Source organism: Streptomyces sp. NPDC006207 (assembly GCF_040613835.1).
In the GTDB taxonomy this organism is placed as follows: Bacteria; Actinomycetota; Actinomycetes; order Streptomycetales; family Streptomycetaceae; genus Actinacidiphila.
On record NZ_JBEXSX010000039.1, the window covers coordinates 76,942 to 90,564 of the forward strand.

13 protein-coding genes and 2 pseudogenes are annotated in these 13,623 nt (G+C 72.0%); 6 read left to right on the top strand and 9 right to left on the bottom strand.

Going from position 1 to position 13,623, the window contains the following annotated elements:
* Nucleotides 1-166: 166 nt before the first annotated feature.
* The 5 genes and pseudogenes from ABZ312_RS27955 to ABZ312_RS27975 form a co-directional block, all read right to left on the bottom strand.
* The gene (locus ABZ312_RS27955) at nt 167-1,651 is read right to left on the bottom strand and encodes a bifunctional aminoglycoside phosphotransferase/ATP-binding protein (protein WP_500439023.1); all 1,485 of its coding nucleotides are present in this window, start codon (nt 1,649-1,651) and stop codon (nt 167-169) included.
* A 109-nt stretch (nt 1,652-1,760) separates the two neighbouring features.
* On the bottom strand, nt 1,761-2,351 hold the full coding sequence (locus ABZ312_RS27960; protein ID WP_500439014.1) for a universal stress protein: 591 nt from the start codon (nt 2,349-2,351) through the stop codon (nt 1,761-1,763).
* A 186-nt stretch (nt 2,352-2,537) separates the two neighbouring features.
* Nucleotides 2,538-3,518, bottom strand: a complete 981-nt coding sequence (locus tag ABZ312_RS27965) for an Acg family FMN-binding oxidoreductase (protein WP_500439015.1) — start codon at nt 3,516-3,518, stop codon at nt 2,538-2,540.
* A gap of 289 nt (nt 3,519-3,807) precedes the next feature.
* Nucleotides 3,808-3,993 (bottom strand): annotated as a pseudogene (locus tag ABZ312_RS27970) (DUF1918 domain-containing protein); the annotation flags it as partial.
* 44 nt (nt 3,994-4,037) lie between these two features.
* The gene (locus ABZ312_RS27975) at nt 4,038-4,394 is read right to left on the bottom strand and encodes a DUF5335 family protein (RefSeq protein ID WP_500439016.1); all 357 of its coding nucleotides are present in this window, start codon (nt 4,392-4,394) and stop codon (nt 4,038-4,040) included.
* A 358-nt stretch (nt 4,395-4,752) separates the two neighbouring features.
* On the opposite strand from ABZ312_RS27975, the pseudogene ABZ312_RS27980 reads away from it, so the two are divergent.
* Nucleotides 4,753-5,967, top strand: a pseudogene (locus ABZ312_RS27980) (beta/alpha barrel domain-containing protein).
* Nucleotides 5,968-6,366: 399 nt separating this feature from the next.
* Here ABZ312_RS27980 and ABZ312_RS27985 read toward each other — a convergent pair.
* Nucleotides 6,367-6,564, bottom strand: a complete 198-nt coding sequence (locus ABZ312_RS27985) for a hypothetical protein (RefSeq protein WP_500439017.1) — start codon at nt 6,562-6,564, stop codon at nt 6,367-6,369.
* Between the two features lie 524 nt (nt 6,565-7,088).
* Between ABZ312_RS27985 and ABZ312_RS27990 the strand changes: the two genes are divergently transcribed.
* The 3 genes from ABZ312_RS27990 (at nt 7,089) to ABZ312_RS28000 (ending at nt 9,547) form a co-directional block, all read left to right on the top strand.
* On the top strand, nt 7,089-7,757 hold the full coding sequence (locus ABZ312_RS27990; RefSeq protein WP_500439018.1) for a helix-turn-helix domain-containing protein: 669 nt from the start codon (nt 7,089-7,091) through the stop codon (nt 7,755-7,757).
* Between the two features lie 363 nt (nt 7,758-8,120).
* Complete coding sequence (locus ABZ312_RS27995) at nt 8,121-8,801, top strand: DUF4142 domain-containing protein (RefSeq protein WP_500327456.1); 681 nt, start codon at nt 8,121-8,123, stop codon at nt 8,799-8,801.
* 50 nt (nt 8,802-8,851) lie between these two features.
* Nucleotides 8,852-9,547 carry a class F sortase gene (locus ABZ312_RS28000; protein WP_500439019.1) on the top strand — a complete coding sequence of 232 codons (696 nt, stop codon included), beginning with the start codon at nt 8,852-8,854 and terminating at the stop codon, nt 9,545-9,547.
* A gap of 114 nt (nt 9,548-9,661) precedes the next feature.
* On the opposite strand, the gene ABZ312_RS28005 is transcribed toward ABZ312_RS28000, so the two are convergent.
* Nucleotides 9,662-11,284, bottom strand: coding sequence for a flavin monoamine oxidase family protein (locus tag ABZ312_RS28005; RefSeq protein ID WP_500439020.1), 1,623 nt, complete (start codon nt 11,282-11,284; stop codon nt 9,662-9,664).
* Between the two features lie 221 nt (nt 11,285-11,505).
* Here ABZ312_RS28005 and ABZ312_RS28010 point away from each other — a divergent pair, with 221 nt between their 5' ends.
* Nucleotides 11,506-12,210 (top strand): hypothetical protein, encoded by a 705-nt coding sequence (locus tag ABZ312_RS28010; RefSeq protein WP_500327451.1) that lies wholly within the window; start codon nt 11,506-11,508, stop codon nt 12,208-12,210.
* Between the two features lie 105 nt (nt 12,211-12,315).
* Entirely contained in the window at nt 12,316-12,762 is a 447-nt protein-coding gene (locus ABZ312_RS28015) for a nitroreductase family deazaflavin-dependent oxidoreductase (RefSeq protein WP_500327450.1), read from the top strand.
* Between the two features lie 66 nt (nt 12,763-12,828).
* Here the strand turns inward: ABZ312_RS28015 and ABZ312_RS28020 are convergent, their stop codons facing one another.
* Both ABZ312_RS28020 and ABZ312_RS28025 read right to left on the bottom strand, forming a co-directional pair.
* Entirely contained in the window at nt 12,829-13,089 is a 261-nt protein-coding gene (locus tag ABZ312_RS28020; RefSeq protein ID WP_500439021.1) for an SbtR family transcriptional regulator, read from the bottom strand.
* A gap of 10 nt (nt 13,090-13,099) precedes the next feature.
* Nucleotides 13,100-13,450, bottom strand: coding sequence for a TetR/AcrR family transcriptional regulator (locus ABZ312_RS28025; RefSeq protein ID WP_500439022.1), 351 nt, complete (start codon nt 13,448-13,450; stop codon nt 13,100-13,102).
* Nucleotides 13,451-13,623: the final 173 nt, after the last annotated feature.

Genomic DNA, 13,623 nt, shown 5'->3' on the forward strand with positions numbered 1-13,623 from the left:
CCGGGGGTCGTCCGCCCAGGCGGAGCGTGCCCGGCTTCGGGACGGTGATCACGGGGCATGGGCTCGATTCCATACTGCGCCCGCCCCGTCGGGCGAGGCCAGTCGAGGGCGGCACACCGGGACGTGAGCCCGGGCTGCCGCGGCCGGCGCCCGTCCGGTGTCCTGCTCAGCCGGGTTCCGTGTAAGGACGGCGGAAGGGCGGAGCCTGGACGGTCCCCCAAGGGCGCATGACGGCCAGCGCCTGCGCCACTGAGGATTCCAGAGGGCCGCTGGTGTCGATCGTGACGGCTTGCTCCCAGGGCGGCTCCGCGGCCGCCAGCGCCCGGGCGATGGCGGGGTCGGCGTCCGACGGGCCGGGGCCACGGTCGCGCAGCCGGGCCGCGGTCAACTCGTCGGGAACCGCGCAGTGCAGGGCGACCAGGTCGGCGCCGGTGCGTTCGGCGGTGCGCAGTGCCGCTTCACGTTGCCCCGGATCGGACCACGTGGCGTCCAGGACCACGGACTCGCCGTGGGAGAGCAGGGCGGCCGCGCGGTCGAGGAGCCGCTCGTACGTCCTGCCGGTCCATTCGGGGGTGTACAGGCCCTGCAGATAGTCCGCGGCCGCGGATTCCTCCACCGGGATGCCGGCGAGTTCCTTACGGAGGCGGTCGCTGCTCAGCAGGGTGAGGCCGAGCCGGTCGGCCAGGGCCCCGGCGAGGGTCGACTTGCCGCTGCCGGGCAGGCCGCCGACGAGGGTGAGGCCGACAGCGGAGGTCCGCAGGTGACGCAGCGCCGCCGTGACCAGCCGCCGGTACGCCGCGGCGCCCCCGCTCGCGCCCTGTTGCGCCTGGACCAGGGAGACCTTGGCGCGCACGAAGGCGCGGTAGGCCACGTAGTGGTGCCACAGGGAGCGGGGGGCGGGGTCACCGGAGTACTCGCCGTAGCGGTTGAGGAAGAACGAGGCGGCCTCCGGGGTGCCCAGCTGTTCCAGGTCCATGGCCAGGAAGGCGGCGTCGTCGAGGCCGTCGACGAAGCGCAGGTGGTCGTCGAACTCCAGGCAGTCCAGGACGCGGGGGCCGTCGTCGAGGCAGAACACGTCGTCGGCGAGCAGGTCCCCATGTCCGTCGACGATGCGGCCCTGCTCGATGCGGGCCTCGAACAGCGGTAGTCGGCCCGCGAGATAGCGATGGACGAGCCGCTCGACCTCGTCGAGGTCCTGGTGGAGGCCCTCGGAACGGTCGTCGCCGGTCAGATCCCGTACCTGGGCGAAGCTCGCCGACCAGCGTGCGGCCAGCGCGTCCCGGGTCCCTTGCTCGTCGACCTCGCGGCTGCTGGGCGCGTCGGCGTGCCGTGCGGCGAGCTGCCGGGCGACGGCGCGCAGGACGTCGTCGACGGCGACTCCGTCACGGACGAGCCGGGACAGGCGGCGGTCCGCGGGCAGACGTCGCATCACGACCATCGGTTCCGGGTCGTCCGCGTCCGGACTGCGCATGTCTCCCACGCCGAGGTACACGTCGGGGGAGAAGCGCCGGTTGAGAGCGACCTCGCGTTCGCAGGCTGCGCGGCGGTCCGCTACGGAGGTGTAGTCGAGGAACGTCAGGTCGACGGGTTTCTTGATCTTGTAGGCACGGTCTCCCAGGAAGATCACCACCGCTGTGTGGGTCTCGCAGATCTCGGCACGCGGAAGGGAGGGCACGGCGGGCGCGGATCCACCTCCCGGCCGGGGTGCGGAGTCATCGGCCTGCGGCGGATGCGCCGTCATGTCGGTGCGGCCTGGTTGCTCAGTCATGGGGGACGACCGCCACGGGGCAGCGTGCGTGGTGGACGGCGGCCGATGCCATCCCGTCCCGACGCGGCGAGAGGTTCCGCAGTTCCTTCTGCGCGTCCTTACGGAGTTCCTCGCTGAGATCGTGGTCTACGCCCAGGTCACGGGGTGGGGGCTCTTCGGTGTCAGGCCTTCCCACGCGTGCCAGGACGACCGGGCACGAGGACCGTGAGACGACGTGCATGCCGATCCCCCCGAGGAAGTAGCCGGCGACGGGCTCCGGCCCTCGTGAACCGAGGACGATCATCTCGGACTCCGACGCCGCTTGGAGCAAAGCGTGCTCGGCGTCGTCGGCGACCAGGTCGCCGACGATCGTGAGACCTGGACGACGGTCCTGCAGCTCGGCGCGCGCGTTGTGCACCGGACGTTTCGCGCAGTAGTTCTGGTCGACTTCGGCCGGGAGACATGTGGGTTCCGGCGCGAGCATGGGCCAGGCGTGCGGCAGCGGCTGCCTGAGCCCGCGCTGTTGGGCTTCGCCTGCCGCCCACCGGGCGCCGGCGTAGCTCTCGGGCGAGCCGTCGAGGCCCGCCGTGACGACCGGTTCCATCGCGCTGCCTCCGTTGCGTGAGTGCACCGTGTCGCGGTGCCTTGGAGGCGGCCGTGGCCGGCGAGCCCCGTCCTTTCGGCACCGGACCGTGCCACCATCGAGGACTACCGCACGGCACCATCCGGCGCACCTCGGACGGTGTTGCCGCGGAGGTGTTCGCCGGGGCCTTGCGGGGGTGCCCGCGATTCAAGCGATGTCGAGCACGTCCGAGACGGGGCGGCGTGGCGTCGAGGCGCCGTGGGGTCCGTACCCGAGACGCAGCACCATCTGGGGGTGGCCGATCGGGGCACTCGGGTCCCGTACGGCCCAGCGCAGGTCGGACCACTCGAGTGCCTGGGAGGTGAGCGCGGTGGACAGGCCGTTGAGGGTGGCGGCGAGCAGTACGCGTTCCATCGCCTGGCCCGCGCGCAGCCACTCCGGCGGTCCGTCACCGGTGGTGCAGAGCAGTGCGAGGTGAGGCCTGTCCTCGAAGGGCACAGCCACGCGCCCGGCGTCGGGACGCCTCCCGGCGAAGTCACGGACCGGAGTGTGTCCGCCCCGCTCGCCGGGGCCGAACGCGGAATCGGGGACGCCGTCGGTGGCCGTCTTCGCCTCGGCACCCCTGCGGGTCCAGTGTTCGAGCTCCGCCGCGCGCCCCGGATCGGCTGCGTCCCGCCCTTCCGCGTCGTGGACCAGTTCCAGCAACTCCCGCGCGTGCCAGTCACCGGGGAAGACGAGCTCTGCGTCCTCCAGGCGGGCCGCCCCCTGCAGTGTTGCGCGGACGGCGGGTGGGATCTCCCTGGCCTCGAACGGGGAGCGGCTGGTGTGCCGGCGGTGCACCGCCGGATATAGCCGCGCCAGAGCGGCGTCCGGGTGTTCCGTGCCGGTCAGGAGCACCGTCGCGAGGAGCTCCCGGTCCTGGGGGTCGGGAATCAGCCTGACGATCGCTCCCCGACCCGCATGGGCGGCCGCGGCGCGCAGGTTGCACAGGGCGGCACCGCACCCCAGGTGGAGCCCGCGGTCGTCGGGGTCGGAGCGTGGCATCCGCCGCGAGGGGTCGGCACGTAGGTGCAGCACGCCTTCCGCCGGGAGGAAGCGGAACCTCCACGGTTGCGCGTTGTGCATGGACGGGGCCGCGGTGGCGGCCTCCACGAGGGCCGTCGCGACGCTGGTCGCGATTGACTCCATCGGCACTGGACCATCTCCTTCCGTTGCCTTCCGGCTCCCGTGCCCACGGGCGCGTGCGCCCGGACCTCGGGCCAGTACGGTGACGTAGCCCTCGCGACAGCGGCCGAGCAGGACGAAGGCGCGGTCGCCGCGGCCTGCACCGAGGGTCTGCAGGAAGTGGGCGAACCGCGAGGACGACCGATGCCCCCGGCGCAGGAGACGCCGGCAGCCCCGCTCGTCGTCGATCCGGTTCGGTGTCACGCGCGGGCAGTTCCGCGCGCCCGCGTCACGTCGTGTCCGCGGGGTGCCATTCGAGGTGGCGGACGTGGGCGTCGGGTCCCGGGAAGACGAGAGACGTCCGGTCGGTGTCCGACCAGCGAACGTCATACGGTGGCGTTCCGTCCTCGTGGTGGAGCCCGACGATCTCTCCCTCGCGCCGGGTGGCCCCGGTGCTCGGGCTCTCCACGACGAGCTGGTCGCCTAGGTGGGCGTGCATCGTCATCTCCCGTCCTGCGTCGAGTGTGATGTTCGCCCCGGCCGTCAGGCCTCCCGTGGCCGGGCCGGATAGAAGGTGACCAACGTCGGAGTGCCGTCCTGCGCGACTATCCGTACGGCCGTCCCGGGCACGTCCGTCGTGGCGACGTCGATCTCCTGGGGCTGCACGATCATGTGGCGCAGGACGACCGGGTACCGCGGCGGCCGACCGCCGACCGCGGCGATCACCACGTCGTCCCTGGGGTCGTAGCCGAGATAGGAGAAGGGCAGCCGCTCGGCTTCGTGCTGGGGTCCGAGAGTCGGGTCCAGCACCTCGATGGTCACCAGGTCCCCGACATGACGGGCCGTGACGCCATCGAGCACCATCTGCCAGTCGCCGCGGTCGAGTGCTTCGCTGTCCACGATCGCCCTCCCTGTGTGCCTGCCACCTCCGTCGGAGGCGGGAGCGCCGCCGGGTTCGTCGTCGCCGGCCACCCACGGCGGAGAGGTGCCACGACGGTCACGTCCCTCCCTACCACCATGGTGCTACGGAGGCGGGGGACGCACCCACCGAGGAAGACACACACGGCGGGGGAGCGAGGATGGGCCGTTCGGCCCGGGAACCTGCCCGCTCGGCACTGCCGTCGTCCGGGGTCCGCGATGCAGTGGAAGACGCGTCCTGCTCCCCGTGCCGGCGGCTCGGTTTCCCGGCATACGGCGTGCCGCATACGGCACGTGGCCGGCGAGGCGGGCGCCCCGGATTCCCGAGGAGGTGGCAGTGATGTCCCGAGCGCTCACCACGGACCTGTACGAGGTCACGATGGCCTTGTCCTACGTCCGCGAGGGCATGACGGAGCCCGCGACCTTCAGCCTGTTCGTCCGGGACCTTCCCCGCGAGCGGGGTTTCCTGGTCACCGCTGGTCCCGGTGCTCGACGACCTGTCCGGCTTCCGCGTACGTCCCGAGGACGTCGCTGTCTTCGCCGACCTGCTGCACCGCCCGCGCGCCGACCTCACTCCCCTGCAGGGCACCGGCTTCGACGGCGAGGTCCGCGCCGTCCCGGAGGGCAGGATCGTCCTCGGCGGCGAACCCCTGCTGGAGGTGACCGCACCCCTGCCCCAGGCCCAGCTCGTCGAAAGTTACGTCCTCAATCAGATCAGCCACCAGACTGCGATCGCCTCGAAAGCCGCCCGGTGCGTGCTCGCAGCCGACGGACGTCCGGTCGTGGACTTCTCCCTGCGCCGTACCCAAGGCATCGAACCAGCCATGAAAGCGGCCCGGCTGGGCGCGATGGTCGGCTTCTCCGCGACGAGCAACGTGGCCGCCGCCCACGCCTACGGGCTGACCGCCAGCGGCACCATGGCCCACTCGTACGTCGAGGCCTTCCGGAACTGGGCACCCCGCCGGGTTGCGCGATACGCCTGGACAGCGGCGACCTCGCAGCCCTCGCTGTGATCACCCGTCGCGTCCTGGACGAAGCCGGTCTCCCCGACGCGCGTGTCGTCGCCAGTGGGGGCCTGGACGAGTACCGCATCGAGGTACTGGTACGGGCCGGCGCACCGATCGACACCTACGCGACCGGCACGCGTGTGGGAGTGTCGGCGGAGGTTCCGTACCTGGACTCGGCCTACAAACTGGTCGCCTACGACGGTCGCCCGGTGATGAAACTGTCCACGGTCAAGGTGCCCGCTCCGGGACCCAAGCAGGTCTTCCGGCGTTCCGGATACCCCGACGTCATCGCGCTGGAGGACGAGGACGTCCCGCTGGGCGCGGAGCCTTTGCTGGCCACCGTCATGTCGCACGGACGGCGGACCTCGAAGCCGGAACCCTTGGCCTGGGCGCACGCGCGGTTCGCCGCTGATCTCGCGGCCCTGCCGCACAACGCCCGGAGGACCCATGGCCCCATTCCGCCGCGGGTCACCCGCTCGGACGCCCTGGATGAGCTCACCCAACGAGTTCGCCGCCGGATCGAGGACGAGATGCTGGCGATCACGTAGCGGCGAGTGCCGTTGGGTTGTGGGCGGGGGACCTCCTGCAGAGTCGTCAGGGGCCTGGATCCTCGTGGGCGGCGCCCACGACGCTTCCACCGTGCGCGCACTGCGGGACGCCACGAGCTCATCCTGCTCGGCCTGTTGGGCGAACCAGATGCCCCCCCGATGGCCGTCACGTCCACAAGCCGGCCACCGCCAGGGAGGATCCATCCGGACCAACGTGTTCACGGTTGGTCCGGATGCCCGGTTGACTTCAAGCGAGTGCACCGTGAGCCCGTCCGCGCTCATCAAGGACGGAGCCGATGGGACATCGCCCGGTTGTGCCACGCTGGGCGGCGCCCCCCGCCCAGCAGGCCCATCCGATCGGCTGGAGTGCCCCGTAGCCGATGGCGCGGTACAGGGGGGTCACGGCGATTGCAGAGCCGAAGTCCAGGCCGACAGTCCGACGGCCGACAGTGCGCCGGCGGCGGCCAGCACGGCGACGGCCAGGGCGGGGGGAACACCCCGACGGCTGAACTGCCGGTACACCCAGGCACCCGCGAAGGCGGCTCCACCGGGCAGCGCACCAGCCACGGCATTGCCCGCCACGGTGATCACCGCCATGCGACCCAGGCCCCAGCGCACCCCGCCGCCGGCCAGCAGTCGGCGCGGGACCGCGGCGAAGCAGGAGCGAGAGCGCCTCGCAGGCCACGGCGGCGGTCAGTGCGGGCCCGCGGACATGGGAGATCAGGGCGTAGGCCCGTGCCACCTCCCGCCGGTGCGAACCGGCCAGGAGGGCCACCGCGGCCACGAGGATCCCGGCTCCCGCCCATCGAGCCCATCCCGGCCACCGGGCCTGGATTCCTGGCCCGGCAGCCGAAGCGGCCTTCGAGGGCCCGGATGCCGCGGGGGAGCCGTCATGTGTGCACACCGGCCACGATGCCTCACACCGACCGTGGACGCCGGAGGGCCGTCGGCGTGCCGGTCCTCCGACGTTCCACGGTCGGCCGTGGTCGCCGTCCCCTGACTGGCGGGCGGGCGGCAAGTCTGCTGCGCTGAAGGGAGACGGAATGAGGAGGTGAGCGGCCGTGCACGGCACTCCGGAACCTTCCGGCCCGGCGGCCGGTGGCTCCCTCGACGGAGAGAGCGTGACCGGTCGCATCGCCTTGCGGCGGGAGCAGTTGGGCATGTCCCGGGAGGAGTTGGCCACCAGGGCGGGGATGTCGATGGCCTATCTCGGTCAGGTCGAGGACCTGGGGACCGACTTCGACCCTGCCGCGCTGATGCGGCTCGCCGTCGTGCTCGGGCTGTCGTACGAGGACCTGACCGAAGGCTCCCGCGAGGCCCCGCCGGGACGGGGCGGCCCTGCACCCCGGCCGGTGCTGCAGCGTCTGTCCGAGGGCGAGTGCTGGGAGCGGCTGGGCACGCACGGCATCGGGCGGCTGGCCTACACGACCGGCTCGCCGGAAAGGGCGCCCGTTGTGGTTCCCGTCAACTTCCTGGTGGACGGGCGGACGGTCGTCTACCGGACGGATCCGGCCGGCACGGCGGCGGTCGCATCTGGCACGCAGCTGGCCTTTGAGACCGACCATGTCGACGAGGGGAGCCGTCTCGGCTGGAGCGTGCTGGTGGCGGGCACCGCCGACCGGATCACCGACGCCGCTGTCGTGGAGTCCCTCGCTGGGCGTCCTGGGGCCGAGCCCTGGGCCGGGGGGACGCGGGAACTGTGGATCCGCGTCGTCCCGCGCGAGGTGAGCGGCCGCGCCATCCGGTCACTGCCGGCGGCCGAGGACGAGGGGCCGGAGCGCACTGAGTAACACGGGCGCGTCAGCCCCCGGGCGAACCCCATAGCCCTGGCCCGGGGCCCGAAGTCACACTCCGACGCGGTTCGCGCCGAGGGCACGACCAGGGCCGCTCCACCGCGTCCTCCTCCCGTAGCCGACACGGGCCGGCCGCCCAGCGAAACCGTGCGACGGACAGATCCGGCCATGCGGCTGGGCGGTCTTTCACGGCCGGCGCACGCGCACATCGGCTCGTCGGGTGACCCACCGGACTTCACCGGTACGGCGGGGCGCCGGGGTGGCAGCCATCTGTCCGGGGGCGCTGTGCCATGCGCCCCGTTCTGACCACCGGCGTGGTGCCGCCTTGGCAGCCCCACCGGCTCGAAGGGAGCAGTACCGATGCGTACACGACTGCTTGCTGCCGCCGTGGCAGCGGCGGCATTGTCCGGCATAGCAACGCCCCAGGCGTTCGCTGCGGGGCTGACCGACCAGGACACGACGTTCCTGGCGAAGGTCCACCAAGGGAACCTCGCCGAGATCGCGGCTGGGAACGACGCACAGAGCCACGCGACGAGCGAGTGCGTGAAGCAGGTCGGCGAGGTGCTCGTCCAAGACCACAGCAAGCTCGACGCGGATGTGAAGATGCTCGCGGGCAAGCTGAAGGTGACGCTGCCTGCGTCGCCGTCCAGCGCGCAGGACAAGGGGCTGGCCGAGGTGCAGGCGAAGGCGGGCAGCCCGGCGTACGACGCGGCATGGCTCAGCACCGAGGACGTCGGGCACCGCGAGACCCTCGCGTTGATCGACCGGGAGATCAAGGCGGGGAGCAACGCCGAAGTGGTGGCAGCCGCCCGCAGCGCCCGTCCGGTGGTGGCCATGCACCTGGAAATGGTCCGCGGCGGCACCTGCCACGCCCCTTCGGGCACCGGCATGGTCCACGCCGGATCCGGGGGCCAGTTCGCCGCTGCGCAAGGCTCGGCCACCACCGCGGGCATGGTCGGCGTGGCCGGAGGCGCGTTGCTCACCGCCGGTGGAGCGGCCTGGCTCCTGCGCATCCGCCGCCGAACGGCCGGGAAGAGCTAGAACCCGTGGAACGCCACCGGTCGGCCGCCGCTGTGATGACACTTTGCGGTGTGGGCGCGGCGGCCGCCGGCTGGCTGACGTGGACCACGCCGCAACTGGGCGTCACCGACTCGGGCACCCTGCCCGCCGGAGTGCACCGCCCCGCCTCCGACGACCAAGAGGCGTCGCCACCCACCCGCATCCATGGCCCGGCCGGTCTCGACGCCGTCGTCGTACCCGTCGCCGCCCGGGCCGACGGTGCTCTCGACCTGCCGGAAGACCTCCACACCGGCGGATGGTGGGCACTGGGGGCCCCGCTGGGCGCGGCGACCGGCACGGTCTTGATAGCGGGTCATGTCGACAGCCGCGAAGACGGGCTGGGCACCTTCGCCGCACTGTACGACATCCCGGTGGGAGGCCCCATCACCGTGACCGGAGCGGACGCCAAGGTACGTCTCTACCGGGTCACCGCCCGGCGCACGTACCAGCAGGAGCGCCTGCCACGTGACCTCTTCACACGCGCCGGCCCCCACCGGCTGGCTTTGATCACCTGCGCCGGTCCCTATGATCGCGCGGCACGCCGCTACGAACGCAACCTCGTCCTGTACGCAACGCCGACCGAAGAACGCACCCCCGGCCCGCTGAGCCCCAGGATGCGGTGCGGTAGCCGGAGCTGGTGGCTGAGCGCCGGGCCCTGGTGTACCGGCCCACGGGCGACGCGCTTCACCCACCACACCAAGCGCCGGGACTTCGCGACGTCACGATGAGGGTCGGAGCGGCGGCCAAGGGCAAGCTCGGGTTCGTCAGCAACGTCGGCCGGCATGGACGGGCGCTCGGCCGGGTCTCTCCGGCCGAGCGCCTCTGCCCGTGGCGACGGGCGGTCAGGCCTTCAGGGCGCGGCTGTGCAACGCGGTGACGGCCTTGCGGGCGGAGAGGATGGCGCCGTGCTGCCAGGCGTCCATGTAGGACAGCCAGTCGCCGGCGTACAGGACACGTCCGGTGGGTTCGTTCAGGGGTCTGTAGACGGCGGAGTCGGTGCCGCCCGGGATGCTGTGCCAGGCGCCTTCGAGGTGGCGGACGCGCTTCCAGGCGATGGAGAAGGAGTTCGCCAGCTCGCTCCGGTATTTCTCGCCGTGGATCTTCACGCCCTGCATGACGGCACGCGCCTCACGTTCGGCTGGGGTCAACGCGGCGTAGGCGTCGGCGTTGGCCCCGGTGTTGTAGTAGCCGACGATGACGCCGCGCTTGCCGTGGTGGCCGTAGGACGGGTACCAGATGTGGGACAGGTCCAGGTCGGTCTCGGTGATGCCGCCGTAGATGCGGTGGTCGGTCTCCCACCAGCGGCTGCGGTACTCCAGTCCGATCTTGCCGGCGGACGAGGGGCGGATGGTGGTGAGCGCCGTCTGCACGTCGGGACCGAGGTTGTGCGGCAGTTTGGCGAGCAGTTGGGGCGGCATGGCGGCGACGCAGTAGTCCGCCTCGACCTGCCGCTGCCGTCCGGTGGGGTCGGTGTAGCCGACGGTGACGCCGCCGGCCGACTGCACCAGCGACGTGGCCTGGCAGCCGTAGTGGATCCGGCGATCGCCGATGGCGCGGGCGAAGGCCCTGGGTATCCGGTCCATGCCGCCGACGGGCTGGAACATCAGCATCGCCTGGTCGTACTCGAACTCGAACGCGAAGTGCCGCCCGACACCCGAGGCGAAGACCTCGGAGGCCGTGGGCAGGTCACCGAGCAGGCTCCCGGGGGTGCCGGCGGCGCCGGGCCAGGTGGTGAAGCCCCGGTTGGCGCCGCCGGTGTACGCCCAGCCCTCGGACCGTCCGCCGATCTCGCCGAAGCCCTCCAGGAACGACAGCAGCCGCTCCTTGTCCTGGGCGGTCAGATCCTGGTCCAGCGCGCCCTGGTCGGTGGCCTTGGCGAGGAGTTCGCTGACGTACCCGAAGGTGTCCGCCTTGGCGGTGCGGTACCGCACCGGCTGCCCGGGCGGCATGCCCGCCGACTCGTGGTAGATGTACGCGTCGGCGTTGGCGTTGGTGAAGACCTCGATGGGGACGCCGAGTTCCCGGCAGTAGTCGAGGGTGACCATCCACTGGGCCAGCCGGGCCGGCCCGGCGTTGAGGTACTGGCCCTGGGAGAACCGGGCGGTCTGGGTACGCCCATCGAGGTCGGTGTGGGTGTCCCCGCCGCGCACGGTGTAGTTGCGGCCGCCGGGCCGGTCGCGCGGCTCCAGGATCGTACAGTCGTATCCGGCCTTGCCCAGTTCGTAAGCGGCCGTCAGCCCGGCCAGGCCCGCGCCCAAGACGACGACCTTGCCCGCCCTGCGTCCGGTGAGGTGGAAGTCGGCCGCGCTCGGCGCGCGGAAGTCGGCGCCGCGTCCGGCCGCCTCGGCGGTCGGCGCGAGCCCCAGCGCGCCCATGGTGGCGAACATCGCCCCGGCGCCGCCGGTGATGCCGACGGCGCGCAGAAATCCCCTGCGGTCGAGTCCTGTCGGCTGCCCCTGTGTCATGAGTCGCCCTCTCTCGATCTGCCGGTGTGCACGCCGATCTTCAGGGCGGCCTGTTACGGATGATGTGGCCGGAACATGACAGAGCGATTTCGCCTGCCGCGGGCGTGTGAACGGACGCAACACCCGGCCGAGAGAGGTCCGCGGAGCTGTCGCCCGGTGGAGCACCGCAGGCTGTGGTAGTTCTGTCGCCGTTACGGCAGTGGGCGGACGGCGGGAAGAGCATGGACCGTGTCGGGCTCGGCGCGCAGGTCATTCGGCGCCGCAGCGGCAGCGAGCCGATCAGGGCCGACGGCGCATCCGTCGCGACCCTCGGCGAGTTCTGGAGCTGGGCGTGTTCCGACCTGGCCAACAACACCCTGCGAGGCGTCCTGGCCGAGTACCTCGTCGCCACGGCCCTGGGCGCTGCGGACGGTACCCGCACCGAATGGGACTCCGTCGACATCCGCACGCCCACGGGATGGCGCGTCGAGGTCAAATCGGCGGCGTACCTGCAGTCGTGGGCGCAATCCCGGCTTTCCCGGATCTCGTTCTCCATCGCACCGGCATGCGGCTGGGACGCTCCGACGGACACCACTTCGGTGGATGCACTGCGTCAGTCGGACGTGTACGTCTTCTGCCTGCTGCGCCACAAGGAGAAGCAGACCCTTGACCCGCTCGACCTCGGCCAGTGGACCTTCTACGTGCTGCCCACCCGCGTGCTCGACGAACGGTGTCCCGGTCAGAAGACCATCGGTCTCCCCAGCCTCGTGGAACTCGGCCCCCTGGAGACCGGGTTCGACGGCCTGGACATGGCAGTGGCCGCCTGCGCGGGCGGTGCTTCACGCGATCCGCTCCCGTGCGGCGAGGTGCTCCCGCAACCGGCCGGCCCGCCCGACGCGGCCGCTCGGCTCGCGCTCCAGCCGGGCGTGCGGCCGCCATCCGGGTGATCGGCGGCGGGACCGGCGGCGCGAAGCGGGGCTGCCGCCGGGAAGGCGCGGGGTGGGTGAGGATGTTGAGGTTGTCGATGTCGCATGCCGAGATGGGAGAACGACGTGCCTTTGGTCGGTGAGTACCAGCCGAGCCCCGAGCAATGGGTCCGGGACCAGGTCGAGCTGTACGAGGGTTCCGGAGGGACCGAGGGGACCACGCTGCGCGGCAAGCCCGTGATCGTCCTGACGACGCTGGGCGCCAAGTCGGGCAGGATCCGCAAGACACCGCTCATGCGCGTGGAGCACGACGGCAGCTACGCCGTCGTGGCTTCGAAGGGTGGCGCCCCCCAGCACCCGGTCTGGTACCACAACTTGGTCGCTGACCCCCGGGTGGAACTGCAGGACGGCCCTGTGCGCCAGGACATGACGGCCCGTGAGGTCACGGGCGACGAGCGCGCCGCGTGGTGGGAGCGCGCGGTGGAGGCCTGGCCCGACTACGCGGAGTACCAGAAGAACACCGACCGGGAGATCCCGCTATTCGTCCTGGAACCGGCGGCCGCACCCCACTGACCTGCCCCGCCCCGACGGCCGCCGCCCCACGACGGGGCGGCGGCCGTCGTCCGTGTGCCGGCGGCGTCAGTCCGGGGTCCCGGCGTGGGGCGGGGGGCCCGGCAGGGCCGGGCCGTCGGCGGCCTGCATGCCGTCGAAGACCAGGCGCAGGTAGCGCCGCCACAGGTGCGGTTGCGTCGTGTGCACACGTGAGACGGTCAGGGGGATCCCGCTCATCAGCAGCATGACGTCCTGCCCGGTCACGTCCTGGCGGACGGCACCGTGCCGGCGGGCCCGGTCGGTCAGGGCCTCGGTGACGGCGCTCACCCGTTCCTGGCTCTCGCGCACCTCGGCGTGATCATCGGCCCCCCCCGTGGACGACCTGGCAGAAGGCGCGGTCCTGCACCTGCAGCTCGACGGCGGCGCTCATGAATTCGCGCAGCTCCTCCGCCGGGTCCTCGGCCTGTGCGAGGCGCTCACCGGTCGCGGCGAGGGCGTGCATCTTCTCGCAGACGATCGCCGCCAGAAGATCGTCCTTCGTGGGGAAGTGCCGGAACACGGTTCCCTTGCCGATCCCCGCCCGCTCCGCGATCTGGGCCACGGACACCTCGGTGCCGTGCTCGGCGAATGCCTCGGACGCCGCGCTCACCAGCAGTTTCCTGCTGCGCGCGGCATCGCTGCGCATCGGCCTGACCACCGGGTTCGTCATGGCTTCCTCACGGCGCCCTGACCGCGGGCTACTGACCGCCGCGACCGCCGGGACCGGCGGTGCGTGAAGGCGGGGATCCGCCGCCCCCCTAGCCATCGGGGGGCGGCGCCAAGGACAAGCCCCTGGCCTACGCCTTCATCAAGTACGCGAACAAGGACGCCGGCGTCCAGGCC

What these genes read in the sequence shown, in the direction of transcription:
- ABZ312_RS27965 (WP_500439015.1), bottom strand. Translation starts at nt 3,518, where the DNA reads ATGGAGTCAATCGCGACCAGCGTCGCGACGGCCCTCGTGGAGGCCGCC.
- ABZ312_RS28010 (WP_500327451.1), top strand. Translation starts at nt 11,506, where the DNA reads ATGGACCGTGTCGGGCTCGGCGCGCAGGTCATTCGGCGCCGCAGCGGC.
- ABZ312_RS27995 (WP_500327456.1), top strand. Translation starts at nt 8,121, where the DNA reads ATGCGTACACGACTGCTTGCTGCCGCCGTGGCAGCGGCGGCATTGTCC.
- ABZ312_RS27960 (WP_500439014.1), bottom strand. Translation starts at nt 2,351, where the DNA reads ATGGAACCGGTCGTCACGGCGGGCCTCGACGGCTCGCCCGAGAGCTAC.
- ABZ312_RS28005 (WP_500439020.1), bottom strand. Translation starts at nt 11,284, where the DNA reads ATGACACAGGGGCAGCCGACAGGACTCGACCGCAGGGGATTTCTGCGC.
- ABZ312_RS27985 (WP_500439017.1), bottom strand. Translation starts at nt 6,564, where the DNA reads ATGGCGGTGATCACCGTGGCGGGCAATGCCGTGGCTGGTGCGCTGCCC.
- ABZ312_RS28025 (WP_500439022.1), bottom strand. Translation starts at nt 13,450, where the DNA reads ATGACGAACCCGGTGGTCAGGCCGATGCGCAGCGATGCCGCGCGCAGC.